The sequence below is a fragment of the Myxococcus sp. CA005 genome, from assembly GCF_006518205.1.
Classification (GTDB): Bacteria; Myxococcota; Myxococcia; order Myxococcales; family Myxococcaceae; genus Myxococcus; species Myxococcus xanthus.
This window is the reverse complement of record NZ_SRLV01000145.1, coordinates 1-12,570: the sequence shown is the minus strand read 5'-3', so window position 1 is coordinate 12,570 and position 12,570 is coordinate 1. Positions and strand designations below refer to the sequence as shown.

The window sequence follows — 12,570 nt, the reverse complement described above, 5'->3', positions numbered from 1 at the left end:
GCTCCTGACGACCGTGCCCGTGAACCTCCCTTCCTCCGCCCGCTCCCGTCTCCCGCGTGTCCCGCCCTGGCTGTTCGCGGCCGTGGTCGCCGTTCATCCCTTCGCCGCGCTCGCTCAGAAGCGCGGGGGCGCGGCCATCCCCGACTCGGTGGTCAACGAGGCTGTCAACAGCGACTCGTTCGCCTCGCGCCCGCTCATCCTCATCCTGGCGCTCGCGGCCATGGGCCTGGTGCCCTTCGCGCTGATGATGGCGACCAGCTTCGTGAAGATTTCGGTGGTGCTCTCCATCGTCCGCTCGGCGCTGGGCACGCAGCAGATTCCGCCCACCCAGGTCATCACCGGCCTGGCCATCATCCTCACCGTCTACATCATGGCCCCGGTGGGCCAGCAGATGTACCGCGCGGCCGGCCTGGACATCTGGGCCAAGGGCCCCGGCGTGTTCTCCTCGGAGACGGTGGGCTCGATGCTGGGCGCCGCCAACAAGTCCAAGGAGCCGCTGCGCGAGTGGCTCATCAAGAAGGTCACCACCAAGGACCGGGCGCTCTTCTTCAACCTCGCCAAGAAGATGCGCAAGGGCGAGGACCGCGACGCCGTGGAGAGCAATGACTTCATGGTCATCATCCCGGCCTTCGTGGTGTCCGAACTCAAGGAGGCCTTCCAGATAGGCTTCCTCTTGTTCGTGCCGTTCATCGTCATCGACATGGTGGTGGCCAACATCCTGCTGGCGCTCGGCATGCACATGTTGTCGCCGACCACCATCTCCATGCCGTTCAAGCTGCTGCTGTTCGTGCTCGTGGACGGCTGGTATCTCATCGCCAAGGGCCTGGTCGTCGGCTACCTGTAGGGAGAGGGCTCCATGAATCAGCTCACGTTCATCACCCAGGAGGCCCTGTTCCTGGTGCTCGTCGCGTCGGCGCCGCCGGTGCTGATGAGTCTGTTGGTGGGGTTCATCATCTCCCTGTTCCAGGCCACCACGCAGATCCAGGAGCAGACGCTCACCTTCGCGCCGAAGGTCGTCGCCGTGTTCGGCGTCCTCGCATTGGCCGGCCCCTGGATTGGAAGCCAGTTGGTGCGCTTCACGTTCCACGTCTTCGACAGGTTCCCCGCGCTCATCAAATGAACGTCGCGGACCTCGTCGCAGAGCTGGGCACCCGGGCCAACGTCTCGGCCGTCATCTTCACGGTGGCGCTGGTGATGTGCCGGGTGATGCCCGTGCTCATCTTCAGCCCCTTCCTGGGCGGCGAGGTGGTCCCCACCGAGCTGAAGATGGGCATCGGGCTGACGCTCTCAATCGTCCTCTACCCCCTCATCGCGGGCTCGGTGACGTCCATCCCCCTGAGCGCTTTGCCGTACATCGCGCTGATGGCGAAGGAGGTGTTCGTCGGCTTCACCATCGCCTTCGTCGTCAACACGTTGTTCGAAGCCGCGCGCGTGGCCGGCAACCTGGTGGACACCATGTCCGGCAGCAACAACGCGCAGCTGTACGTGCCTCAGCTCGGGCAGCAGGTGACGCTGTTCTCCAGCTTCAAGGTGCAGTTGGCGGTGGTGTTGTTCCTCACGCTGAACGGGCACCACCTGGTCATCGAAGCGCTGGCGGACAGCTTGGTGGCGGTGCCGCTGGACGGCTTCCCGCGCTTCCACGACGGGCCGTGGCCCTTCTTCGACCTGATGATTCGTGTGTTCGCGGACCTGCTCCGGGTGAGCCTGGCGCTGGCCGCTCCGGCGATGCTGGCGACCTTCCTCACCGACGTGGCGCTGGGCGCCATCAACCGCGTGGCGCCGCAAATCCAGGTGTTCTTCATCTCCATGTCCGTCAAGCCCCTGGTGAGCGTGCTGCTCGTCTTCCTGGTGCTCGGCGCCCTGATGGACCGCATGCAGGGGGAGATGGTCGTCATGCTGCGGACCCTCAACCAAGCCCTGCGGCTCTTGTCCTGAGCCTCTTCATCCGGGACGCGCCATGTCGGACGAGAGCGGCGAAAAAACAGAAGAGCCATCCCAGAAGAAGCTGGATGACTCACGCAAGAAGGGGCAGGTCTGGAAGAGCAAGGACCTCAGCGGCGTGGGCGTGCTCCTGGTGGGGCTGGCCGCCGTCAAAGGCAGCTGGGACATGCTGGAGACAGAGCTGACGTCGCTCTTCCTGTTCTCCTTCGACCACCTGACGAACCCGGTGGACCTGTCGGTGGCCACCGGGCAGCTGCTCTTCCTGGGGCTGCGCGCGGTGGTGCTGGTGTCGCTGCCGGTGCTGGCGGGCGGAGCCATTGTCGGCGGGCTGATGGAGTACCTCCAGGTGGGGACGCTCTTCACCATGGATCCGCTGATTCCGAAGATGGAGAAGCTCAATCCCATCCAAGGCATGAAGAACCTGTTCAACAAGAAGGCGATTGTTGAACTGCTGAAGAACCTCATCAAAATCTCAGTCACCGCCTACGTCGTCTACGGCGTGGTGCGCGACTCCATGCCCATGGTGGCCGAAACGTTGCGGCAGGACACGCGCGGCATCATGGCCATCATGGGAGAGCTGGTGACGCGCGTGGCCACGCGGGTGGCGCTCCTCTTCGTCCTCTTCGGCGTCTTCGACGTCTGGTGGCAGCGCAAGTCCTTCATGAAGGACATGATGATGACGAAGGAGGAGGTGAAGAAGGAGTACAAGCAGAGCGAGGGCGACCCGCACCACAAGGCCAAGCGCAAGGAGATGCATCAGGAGATCATGGAGGGGGCGCAGATGGAGGCCGTGCGCGAGGCCGACGTCATCGTCACCAACCCGGACCACGTGGCGGTGGCCCTCAAGTACGACCGGGAGAAGGACGGCGCGCCGCGCGTGCTGGCCCGGGGCATCGACTTCAAGGCCGAGCGCATCAAGGCCATTGCCCGCGAGCAGGACGTGCCCACGCTGCGCAACGTGCCCCTGGCCCACGCCCTGCTGCGGGTGGAGGTGGGGCACGAAGTCCCGGAGGAGCTGTACGACGCGGTCGCCGAGGTCCTCAACTTCGTCTACGGCTTGAAGTCCGGTCAGCCAGCCCCCGAGGGCCGCGCGTGAGGAGGCCGGGTGTGGCTATCATGCAGGGACAACGGGGCCTTCCATGAGTGACGACGCCGAAATCGCCATCGCGTTGAAGTACGACAAGGAGAAGGACGGCGCGCCGCGCGTGGTGGCCAAGGGCATGCGGCTCAAGGCGGAGAAGATTCGCGAGATTGCCCGCGAGCACAACATCCCCCTCATGCGGAACGTGAACCTGGCCAATGCGCTCTACCGCGTGGAGGTGGGCCAGGAGGTCCCCGAGGAGTTGTATGACGCCGTGGCCGAGGTCCTGAACTTCGTCTACGAGCTACAACGTGAGCAGGCGGCCGCGGCTGCCAGGCGCTAGGGGGGCTGGACGTCCCCCACCCATCTGGAGTGAGGTTCGGTATCACGATGGCCAGAATCAACAATCCGCCTCCGAATACGTCCCTGTGGCCCTGGGGCGGTCCCCGAAGCGTCCGCGAGCGGCTCGTCGACCCGGCGCAGGTTGACCGGAAGAAGCTCCGCAAGACGGGCAACCCGAAGAACCCGGCGCTCGCGTCCGCGGCGCTGCTGGACTTCATCGGTCCGGCGCACTCCTCGGAGGAGCTCCGCCTGCCGCTGCCGCCGCACCCCGGCGGGCATGAGGCGGACCTGGAGCGGTTCAGCGACCGGCCCCACCTGTCCAGCGTGGCGGGCCGGGGGCACGAGGACCAGCGCCGGATGCTGGAGCGGGGCCTGGGCAAGGTGAAGGCGGCGCCCGACCGGCTGGAGCGACTCAAGGCGCTGCTGCACCGCGAGTCCGCCATGCTCTCCCTGGTGGATCAGGTGAACGAGGAGACGAAGGAAATCATCCGCCGCATGTGGGACGCGCAGAAGGACGAGGGCTACTAGCGTCATGGCGGCCCTGGACCCGGATGATCCGAAGGACGAGGCGAAGCTGGACACGCTTCTGCAGCGCTGGGCGGATGGCAAGGCCACGCTGCGGGACGTGCGTGGCTACTCGGACGAAGAGCTCTACGCCATCGCCAAGACGGCCTACTACTTCTTCTATCAAGGCCGGGTGAGCGAGGCGCGCACGCTCTTCCAGGGCCTGTATGCCGTCAACCCGACGGACGCCTACTTCGCCAAGGCCCTGGGCGTGGTGGAGATGGCGGCTGGGAACGGGCAGGGGGCGCTGGCGGCCTTCGACGTGGCCGCCAAGCTGACGCCGCATGATCCGTCCGTTTATGTGGGGCGCGCGGAAGTGAAGCTGGCCATGGGCCAGAAGCCCCAGGCGCTGGAGGATCTGCGCCGAGCGGCGGCGATGCAGCCGGGGGATGACCCCGTGGTGCGCAAGGCGGCGGCCATGATCTCCGCCCTGAGCCGCCGCTGACGGCCGCATTTCACATCCGGAATCGACTGTTCTTCCGGGGAGTCTGGTAGGCTGCCCGACGCTCAATTCTTCGTCGTCAGGGAGGTCGTTGACATGTCGAACCCGAATCCTGATCCGCGCGTTCCCGCCCAGATGCCTCCGGAGGCCCCGCCCGAACTGGTCGCCAAGCGCGAGCGTCTCGTCACCGAGCTGGAGAACCAGGCGAAGTCCGCGACGGGTACGCTGCAGCAGGTGATGCGGAAGATGTCCGCGCTGCTGGGCAACACCAAGCCCGGTGCTTCGCTGAGCTTCCAGCTCTACCAGGACGTGAAGGACGCCTTTACCCGGCACCTGAACGAGGCGACGAAGACGCCGGCCCTGGCCACCATGCCGCCCGTGCTGGTGGAGTCCGTGGAGTGGATGCAGGCGTACCTGAACGCCCGCGGCTTCTCCACCGACGAAGCCGCTGCCTCCGCGCCCGCCGCCACGGCGGCTCCGGCCGCCGCGGCCAAGGCCCCCGTCGGGCCGGGGGGGGCGAAGGACGCCTTTGAGACGAGCAGCAAGAAGCACGCGTCGTTGACGGGGGACGTGCCGCCTCCGCCGGCCGCGCCCCCGGACGTCAAGGCCGAGCAGAAGGACCTGGAGTCCTTCAAGGCCTGGATGAAGAACCCCAGCCTGGGCAAGCTCAAGGGCTAGTCGCACCGCGTCGGCGCCTGGGCCCGAGGGACGCAACTTGGGGCCTGGCGCCGGCGATAACTCCCTCGAGACGTTCTTTTTTTCCGAGGAGATTTCCCCGTGACCACCAAGATTGCGAACAACGCGTCCGCGACGACGCGCAAGTCGACGACGACGACCCCCGAGGCCCAGAAGCAGGCGTGGGAAGGCGTGCTGAACTCCGCCGTGGACCGGATGAACGAGCCGGAGATCAAGGGCAGCCTCCAGTACCTGGGCGAAGGCCGGATCAACACGGTGAAGGAGAAGGTCCAGGGCGAGATGGAGACCTTCCTCAAGAGCAACCCGAACGCCTCCGCCGACGACGTCAAGTCGCACGCCGAGTCGACGACGAAGAAGCACGAGACGAACGCGATGTTCCAGAAGATGCGGGACGACAACTTCTTCGGGAAGCTGATGAGCCGTCGCAAGGAGCTCCTCAAGGACATGTGGGGCGAGTAGCCCGACCGCGAGCGGCCCCGCCGCACGCCTGTCCTTGAAGCCGCCGCCCGGGTCTCTGACCGGAGCGGCGGTTTTGCTTTGCGGGGTGCTAGGGAAGGGGAGTGGGCGGCGCGCCGAGGCGCTCGAGCCCGCAAAAGCAAGGAGCCGGCATCCCGAGAGGGAAGCCGGCTCCGAGAGTCGCGCTACAGCGGCAGGATTAGATCTTGCCGATGACGGACATCGCGATCTCGTTGAGCTTCTTCATCAGGTTGGCCACGAAGGCGGTGGCCTCCTGCTGCTTCTGGAGCATGAGCTGCGCCTCGGCGCGCTCACGGTCCGGACCCGTCAGGCCGGAGAGGGACTTCTGCTCGAGGGCGGAGAGACCCTGGCTGGCTCCGAGGGCCTTCGTGGCGGCGGCGGCGGCGGTGGTGGCGGTGGTCATGGCGTTCTCCAGAAAGTTTGGGAAGCGGGTGGTTTGCGGCGGCGCTGCTTACAAAAGGATTATGGGAGAAAGGGGGTCGGAAGTTTCCTCGGGATTTTCTGATTCTTTTTCCCGCCCTGGCAAGAGGTGCCCCCGCCCCGCGTGATCGGCTCGTACCTTCTTTTGAGAAAAGCGACGCACCGAGGCGAAACTCCCAGCGCTGAACACCGAAAATCACGGTGAAGCAGCATCGAACATTTCCCCCTCCTTAGGGAGCACCGAATATGTCGAACGGCATCGGCGGAGTTGGCGGTAACCGGCAGCTCACCACGACGCAGGGCGTGGGTAACGTCAACACCTCGACGATCGCGCGCAACGCGCAGCTCATCGAGTCGACGCTGAATCTGGTTGAGAAGGCCGTTGACCTTGCGGGCAAGGCGGTGAACGTCGCCGGCAAGGCCGTGGATCAGATGTCCCAGGCCGCGGCCCCCACGAAGCAGGCGGGTGCGACGGGCACCAACGCCGCCTTCCCCGCCGAGCGTCCCAACCCCCTGGACGCGGTGCGCGAGGCCAACTCCCTGAAGGTGGAAGAGGGCACCGGGAAGATCACCACCCCGGGCGGCTACACCATCGAGCAGCTGGGCCAGTTCGAGTGGCGCGTGACGGGGCCGGACGGCAAAAACACCCGCGTCTGGGGTGATCCGCACGTTGACGAGAGCGACGGCGGCAAGTTCGACTTCAAGCGCGACACCTCCTTCGTCCTGGGCGACGGCACCCGCATCAACTGCTCCTGCAAGCCCTGGGGCAACGGCATGACGGTGACGGGCCAGCTGGACGTCGTCTACGGCGACAGCCACGTGCGCGTGACGGACATCGACAAGGGCAAGGGCAAGGTCGGCCAGGTCACCAACAAGGGCATGGACGAGGTCGTCCGCTTCCACTCGAACCAGTCCGCGGACGTCTTCCACATGGGGCAGAACGCGGCCGACTGGACGTTCCATGGCAAGGAGATTGTCGGCCACGAGAACGGCGGCGACGTGCACAAGGTGGGCGAGGCCGTCATCACCGAGCGGCGCACCATGGCCTTCAACTACTCGGCGGCGGCGGACTCCCCCGCGGCGGGTGAGGTGGCCCAGAATTGGGACATGAACACCAACCTGCCCCAGGTGAAGCCGCTGCCCTGGGACATGAGCAGTGCCAAGCCCGAGCTGAACAAGCTGAACGAGACGTTCGACTCCATCAGCAAGGTGTTCGACCAGCTCAAGAACACCAACGCGAACGGCTTCAACCCGTTCCGCAAGGCGGACGACCTCTTCGGCGCCTACGACAAGAACCAGCACAAGTCCGGGCTGACCCAGTCCTTCAAGGCGCTGGGTGACATGTTCGGGACGCTGGAGAAGCTGTCCAAGCTGAATGATATGGTCCGCTTCCGCGGTCCCCAGTCGTTCTAGCCGCTGGACGTACTTCATCGGGCCAGGTGGGGGACTGCCTGGCCCTTCTCGAGGCTGTCGTGAGTGACTCCGCCCCCAGGGGTGAAAAAGAGAAGGTCGTCGTCCCGGAAGCACTCGCCGAGGCGGTGATCCGCGGCGAAATCACCCTGGGGCAGTTCCTCAACCTCTCCAACACGCAGCTTTACGCCTGGGCGGACAAGGCCTACCAGCTCCTCCAGGCGGGCAGCTCGCAGCAGGCCCTGCAGATCTTCCAGGGCCTCGTGGCCGCCTCGCCCACCGACGCCGTCTTCCACGCGCAGCTCGGGGCGACCCTTATGACGCTGGAGCGCTTCGACGAGGCGTTCGACGCCTTCCGGCTGGCGCTCCAGTTCAACGACGGCCACGTGGACGCGCTGGTCGGCCGGGGGGAAATCCAGCTGCGCCGGGGCAATGTCCCCGAGGCGCTCGCGGACCTCAGCAAGGCCATCCAGCTGGACCCGGGCCTCAAGCGCCGTGCCACGCAGCGCGCCCACGCGACGCTGCGCACCCTCAAGCAGCAGGCCGACCAGGTGAAGAAGTCCCGGTAGCCCCAGGGGGGCATGCCCCTTTTCATCGCAACACGCACCAGGCCCGGGCCGCGCGAGTCGTCGCGCAGTCCGGGCTTTGTCGTTTCGGGTGAGGCGCTCGAGCCCGCAAAAGCAAGGAGCCGGCATCCCGAGAGGGAAGCCGGCTCCGAGAGTCGCGTTACAGCGGCAGGATTAGATCTTGCCGATGACGGACATCGCGATCTCGTTGAGCTTCTTCATCAGGTTGGCCACGAAGGCGGTGGCCTCCTGCTGCTTCTGGAGCATGAGCTGCGCCTCGGCGCGCTCACGGTCCGGACCCGTCAGGCCGGAGAGGGACTTCTGCTCGAGGGCGGAGAGACCCTGGCTGGCTCCGAGGGCCTTCGTGGCGGCGGCGGCGGCGGTGGTGGCGGTGGTCATTTGCGTTCTCCAGAAAGTTTGGGAAGCGGGTGGTTTGCGGCGGCGCTGCTTACAAAAGGATTATGGGGGAATGGGGGGCAGAAGTTTCCTCCCCATTTTCTGATCCATTTTTTCGCGCCGGCGGCGCGAATATCGCTTCCGAAGCGGCGCACCGTTTTGGTGGAAAAGCCGATAACAGTCTAAGCTCCCGGCGCCCGGAACCGCTTGCCCTACCGGCTCCGGGGCCGTCCTCCCGCCCTCGTGAGGGATGTGTGCAGATGACGACTGAATCCAAGGCAACGGTGACCAACGACGACGTGAAGCCCCTGTCCGGCCCGGAGATGCTCGAACGGGCCACGGAAGGCTTCAACCTCTTCCAGGACGGCCGCTTCCGTGAGTCGCTGACCTTGTTCCAGTCCCTGGCGGCCATGGACCCCACCGAGGCCTACTTCCAGACGGCGCTGGGCGCCTGCCACCTGGCGCTGGAAGACCTGGACCTGGCCGAGTCCTACTTCAACCGCGCCATCGAGCTGGACCCCTCCGACCTCACGCCCTTCGTCAACCGCGGGGAAGTACACCTGCGGCTCGGCAAGGTCCACGAGGCCGCCCGGGACTTCAATCATGCGGTGGGGCTGGATCCCGAAGGACAGGATCCGCTCAGCGCCCGGGCCCGGATGCTGGCCGCCGCGGCGCTGGAGAGCGCCGAGGGGGCGCCGTCTTCCGAATCCGACGGCGCGGCGTAGGCGCGGGCGGGGCCACTCGAAGGCCCCGGCCCGCCTTCCCTGGCCCTTGGGCTCAGGGGAACTTCAGCTCCACGTCCAGGCGGTACAACCCCTCCATGACGGGCTGGAAGTCAGCCGTCACGGATTCGGCGTAGGTGCCCTGGTCCTGCACGCGCACCAGCAGCGGCCGGACGGCCTGTCCCGGCGGCGCGTAGCGGCCCGTCACCGTGTAGCGCCCCAGCGGGAGGTCCGGGAAGCCGAAGCCGTCCGGCGTGTTGGTGCCCCGGGCCGTCACCGGCGTCCCGGCGCTGCCGTCCACCAGCGAGCCCACCGGGGTGAGCGTCAACTCCACGTGCTCGCGCTGCAAGGCTTGATCCGGGTCGGCCGGATCCACGTAGTCCGTCAGGTTGAAGTAGACGCCGCTGCCGTAGGCGCCGCCCTCGGGCTTCGCGCCGGTCAGCTTCCAGCTGAAGTCCCGGACGGCGCCCTCGTTGCCCGCGAAGGGGGTGGCGTTGCTGGGGTGCAGTTCGAAGGTGTAGCTGCGGCCGTTGAAGTCGCGCTTGAGCCGCGCGCTGGCGTTCCAGGTGGTGGCCGCCTGGCCCAGCTCCAGCCGGTAGGTGCCGTCCGTGCCCGTCACGCCCACCACATTGGAGTCGTAGAGGACCTGATTGTCGGCCACCACCTCCACCCCCGCCAGGGGCTTGCCCGCGGTGTCCGTGGCCTTGCCCTTGACGACGTTCTTCTCCCTCTCGCCAGAGGGGCCAGGGCCGCTGGTGCCGCCGTCCGAGCAGGCCGAACAGGCCAGGGATGCCCCCAGCAACATCAGCGGAAGACCCCTGCTCAAGGCATTCTTCAGTCGCATCGTGTTCTCCCAGGTTTCGTGTGGCCTGCCCCGGCCCTCCAGGACGGCAGGGCACGACAGGGGGATGAACCCGCGTGACGGGGCGCGGTGCAAGAACGAATGTCCACTTTGGTTGACTGCCCGGCTGCTTCCGCCCGAGGGAGAACGGCGGGTTTCGCCGTGGGGAGGGGCCCTTCGCGACGCCCCCCCTGACAGAAGGCACCCGGGTTGGCCTAGGATGCCTGACCGCTGATGGCTGCCACCAATTCGAACAGCTTCCTCTCCAAGTACTCCGACATCGTCCTCGCCGTGGTGGTCGTGGCCATCGTCGGGATGATGATCGTCCCGCTGCCCACGCTGCTGCTGGACGTGCTGCTGACGCTGAACATCAGCATCTCGGTGGTGCTGCTCCTCGTATCCCTCTACGTGCCAGCGGCGCTGCACCTGTCGGTGTTCCCGACGCTGCTGCTCATCACCACGATGTTCCGGTTGGCCCTCACCATCTCCACCACGCGTCTCATCCTCCTCACCGGTGACCCGGGAGAGGTGGTGGTGGCGTTCGGAAACTTCGTGGTGCAGGGCAACTTCGTCGTCGGCGCCATCCTCTTCATCATCCTGGTCATCGTGAACTTCATCGTGATTTCCAAGGGCTCGGAGCGCGTCGCCGAAGTGGCCGCCCGCTTCACCCTGGACGCGATGCCCGGAAAGCAGATGTCCATCGACGCCGACCTGCGGGCCGGCTCCATCGACCAGGACCAGGGCAAGAAGAAGCGCCGCGACCTGGAGCGTGAGAGCCAGCTCTTCGGCGCCATGGACGGCGCCATGAAGTTCGTGAAGGGCGACGCCATCGCGAGCATCATCATCACCGTCGTCAACATCGTCGGTGGCCTCATCATCGGCGTGACGCAGAAGGGCATGTCCGCTGGCGACGCGGCGCAGAAGTACACGCTGCTCACCATCGGTGACGGTCTGGTCGGCATGATTCCCGCCATCCTCGTCTCCACCTGCGCCGGTATCATCGTGACGCGCGTGGCGGGTGAGGAAGAGGGCAATCACCTGGGCATGGACATGGGCTCCCAGCTGACGGCCTACCCGAAGGCCATCGCCATTGCCGCCGGCATGCTCATCGTCCTGGGCCTGGTGCCCGGTCTGCCCAAGATTCCCTTCTTCCTGCTGGGCATCGGCGCGGGCCTGGGCGCCTGGACGATGCTGAAGAAGCAGCAGCAGGCCGTGGAGGCGGAGGATGCCGGCCCGGCCATGGAGACGGACCTGGGCACGCCCATGGCATCGGAGCCCGCGCCCAAGGAAGCCCTCAATCCGGACTCCGAGCTATTCATCCCCGTCGTCACGCCCATCGTCCTGGAAGTCTCCGACGCGCTGGTCCCCTTCGTGGACTCGCGCCAGGACAACGGGAAGTTCCTCTTCGAACTCATCCCGTTCATGCGTGATGGCCTCTTCGTGGAACTGGGCGTGCGCTTCCCAGGCGTGCGTGCGCGTGGCAACGGCTCGCTGCCGCCGGGCGCGTACCAGATTCAAATCAACGAGGTGCCCGTCGTCACCGGCCAGGCCACGCTGGGCCACGTCCTGGTGAACGACACGGTGGACCGGCTGCGGCTGATGAACATCCAGGGCTTCGAGGCCGTGAACCCCGCCACCCGGCAGCCCGCCGCCTGGGTCCCCGAGCAGTACCGCGACACGCTGGAGGCCGCCGGCCTCACGACGTGGGACGTGCCCGGCTACATCATCCTGCACACCGCCGCCGTGCTGCGGCGCAACGCCCGTGAGTTCGTTGGCGTGCAGGAGACGCAGACGATGCTGGAGCAGTTGGAGAAGGCCTTCCCCGCCATCGTGAAGGAGGTCGTCCCCAAGGTCGTCAACGTGCTGAAGCTGACGGACATCCTCCAGCGTCTGGTGGAGGAGGAGATCTCCATCCGTGACTTGCGCGGCATCCTCCAGGCCCTGGCCGAGTACGGGCAGGTGGAGGCGGACAACGTCATGCTCACCGAGCATGTCCGCGCGGCCCAGCGCCGCTACATCTCCCACAAGTACGCGCGTGGCACCGGCACCCTGGTGGTGTACCTGTTGGACCCGAACATCGAGGACGCCATCCGCGGCTCGGTGAAGCGGACCTCCGCGGGCGCGCACCTGGCGCTGGAGCCGGAGCTGGCGCAGGAAATCGTCCAGGCCGTGCGTTCGGAGTGTGGCCACCTGCCGCCCAGCGCGCAGCGGCCCGTCATCCTCACGGCCATGGACATCCGCCGCTACGTCCGCAAGCTGCTGGAGTACGAGTTCAACCCGTCGTTCTCCGTGCTCAGCTACCAGGAGCTGTCGCCCGAGCTGAACATCCAGCCCGTGGCGCGCATCTCCACGCGATAGCCGCGGATGGACCTCCGCCCGCGCGTGACAGGGACGCGCGGGCGGAAGGAATGCCCTCTCATGAGGGCAGGGGCCTGCTCGCGATGCTAGGCGCCCGCGAGCACGGCAATCATCAGCACCAGGAAGACCAGGCCCACCACGCTCATCACCACGAGAGGCACGAGCTTGCCCTTGTCCTTGAGCGCCGCCATCGCGCTCGGCTGAGCGGGCTCATCCGGCATGGGGTACTCCGCCGACACCGGCGGGGGCGGCTCTTCGGAGACCTGCTCCTCGGGCGGGGGCGCGGGCTCTTCGGCGGGGGGCTCTTCCGGCGC

At 66.5% G+C, this 12,570-nt stretch carries 16 protein-coding genes and 1 pseudogene; 13 read left to right on the top strand and 4 right to left on the bottom strand.

The features are described 5' to 3' along the window. The first annotated feature begins 19 nt into the window (after nucleotides 1-19). The 9 genes from sctR to FMQ63_RS35665 all read left to right on the top strand — a co-directional run bounded on the left by sctR (nucleotide 20) and on the right by FMQ63_RS35665 (nucleotide 5,525). Nucleotides 20-844: a type III secretion system export apparatus subunit SctR gene (sctR, locus tag FMQ63_RS35705; protein WP_020477619.1), complete on the top strand. Its 825-nt coding sequence runs from the start codon at nucleotides 20-22 to the stop codon at nucleotides 842-844. Between the two features lie 12 nt (nucleotides 845-856). Then, nucleotides 857-1,120: a flagellar biosynthesis protein FliQ gene (fliQ, locus tag FMQ63_RS35700; protein WP_002637061.1), complete on the top strand. Its 264-nt coding sequence runs from the start codon at nucleotides 857-859 to the stop codon at nucleotides 1,118-1,120. After that, nucleotides 1,117-1,935 (top strand): flagellar biosynthetic protein FliR, encoded by an 819-nt coding sequence (locus FMQ63_RS35695; protein WP_011552523.1) that lies wholly within the window; start codon nucleotides 1,117-1,119, stop codon nucleotides 1,933-1,935. The genes fliQ and FMQ63_RS35695 overlap by 4 nt, the downstream gene beginning before the upstream one ends. A 22-nt stretch (nucleotides 1,936-1,957) precedes the next feature. Then, complete coding sequence (gene sctU / locus FMQ63_RS35690) at nucleotides 1,958-3,037, top strand: type III secretion system export apparatus subunit SctU (protein WP_011552524.1); 1,080 nt, start codon at nucleotides 1,958-1,960, stop codon at nucleotides 3,035-3,037. Between the two features lie 43 nt (nucleotides 3,038-3,080). After that, a complete protein-coding gene (locus tag FMQ63_RS35685; RefSeq protein ID WP_011552525.1) occupies nucleotides 3,081-3,365 on the top strand; it encodes an EscU/YscU/HrcU family type III secretion system export apparatus switch protein in 285 nt (94 codons plus the stop codon). 47 nt (nucleotides 3,366-3,412) lie between these two features. Beyond that, a complete protein-coding gene (locus FMQ63_RS35680) occupies nucleotides 3,413-3,892 on the top strand; it encodes a hypothetical protein (RefSeq protein WP_026113929.1) in 480 nt (159 codons plus the stop codon). Nucleotides 3,893-3,896: 4 nt separating this feature from the next. After that, entirely contained in the window at nucleotides 3,897-4,373 is a 477-nt protein-coding gene (locus FMQ63_RS35675) for a SycD/LcrH family type III secretion system chaperone (RefSeq protein WP_011552527.1), read from the top strand. A gap of 93 nt (nucleotides 4,374-4,466) precedes the next feature. Further along, the gene (locus tag FMQ63_RS35670; protein WP_011552528.1) at nucleotides 4,467-5,048 is read left to right on the top strand and encodes a hypothetical protein; all 582 of its coding nucleotides are present in this window, start codon (nucleotides 4,467-4,469) and stop codon (nucleotides 5,046-5,048) included. A 99-nt stretch (nucleotides 5,049-5,147) separates the two neighbouring features. Continuing rightward, complete coding sequence (locus FMQ63_RS35665; protein WP_011552530.1) at nucleotides 5,148-5,525, top strand: hypothetical protein; 378 nt, start codon at nucleotides 5,148-5,150, stop codon at nucleotides 5,523-5,525. Nucleotides 5,526-5,721: 196 nt separating this feature from the next. On the opposite strand, the gene FMQ63_RS35660 is transcribed toward FMQ63_RS35665, so the two are convergent. Beyond that, a complete protein-coding gene (locus FMQ63_RS35660) occupies nucleotides 5,722-5,946 on the bottom strand; it encodes a hypothetical protein (protein ID WP_002640925.1) in 225 nt (74 codons plus the stop codon). Between the two features lie 263 nt (nucleotides 5,947-6,209). Here FMQ63_RS35660 and FMQ63_RS35655 point away from each other — a divergent pair, with 263 nt between their 5' ends. Both FMQ63_RS35655 and FMQ63_RS35650 read left to right on the top strand, forming a co-directional pair. Further along, nucleotides 6,210-7,376 (top strand): DUF1521 domain-containing protein, encoded by a 1,167-nt coding sequence (locus FMQ63_RS35655; protein WP_011552531.1) that lies wholly within the window; start codon nucleotides 6,210-6,212, stop codon nucleotides 7,374-7,376. Nucleotides 7,377-7,435: 59 nt separating this feature from the next. Next, nucleotides 7,436-7,942 carry a tetratricopeptide repeat protein gene (locus FMQ63_RS35650; protein WP_225888784.1) on the top strand — a complete coding sequence of 169 codons (507 nt, stop codon included), beginning with the start codon at nucleotides 7,436-7,438 and terminating at the stop codon, nucleotides 7,940-7,942. A gap of 171 nt (nucleotides 7,943-8,113) precedes the next feature. Here FMQ63_RS35650 and FMQ63_RS35645 read toward each other — a convergent pair whose 3' ends face one another. Beyond that, on the bottom strand, nucleotides 8,114-8,338 hold the full coding sequence (locus FMQ63_RS35645) for a hypothetical protein (RefSeq protein ID WP_002640925.1): 225 nt from the start codon (nucleotides 8,336-8,338) through the stop codon (nucleotides 8,114-8,116). A 257-nt stretch (nucleotides 8,339-8,595) separates the two neighbouring features. Here FMQ63_RS35645 and FMQ63_RS35640 point away from each other — a divergent pair, with 257 nt between their 5' ends. Then, on the top strand, nucleotides 8,596-9,060 hold the full coding sequence (locus tag FMQ63_RS35640; RefSeq protein ID WP_020477620.1) for a tetratricopeptide repeat protein: 465 nt from the start codon (nucleotides 8,596-8,598) through the stop codon (nucleotides 9,058-9,060). A 52-nt stretch (nucleotides 9,061-9,112) separates the two neighbouring features. Here FMQ63_RS35640 and FMQ63_RS35635 read toward each other — a convergent pair whose 3' ends face one another. Next, the gene (locus FMQ63_RS35635) at nucleotides 9,113-9,901 is read right to left on the bottom strand and encodes a carboxypeptidase-like regulatory domain-containing protein (RefSeq protein ID WP_225909917.1); all 789 of its coding nucleotides are present in this window, start codon (nucleotides 9,899-9,901) and stop codon (nucleotides 9,113-9,115) included. Between the two features lie 231 nt (nucleotides 9,902-10,132). On the opposite strand from FMQ63_RS35635, the gene sctV reads away from it, so the two are divergent. Next, nucleotides 10,133-12,256, top strand: a complete 2,124-nt coding sequence (gene sctV, locus FMQ63_RS35630) for a type III secretion system export apparatus subunit SctV (RefSeq protein ID WP_011552535.1) — start codon at nucleotides 10,133-10,135, stop codon at nucleotides 12,254-12,256. Nucleotides 12,257-12,342: 86 nt separating this feature from the next. Here sctV and FMQ63_RS35625 read toward each other — a convergent pair. Further along, nucleotides 12,343-12,570 (bottom strand): annotated as a pseudogene (locus FMQ63_RS35625) (FHA domain-containing protein); the annotation flags it as partial.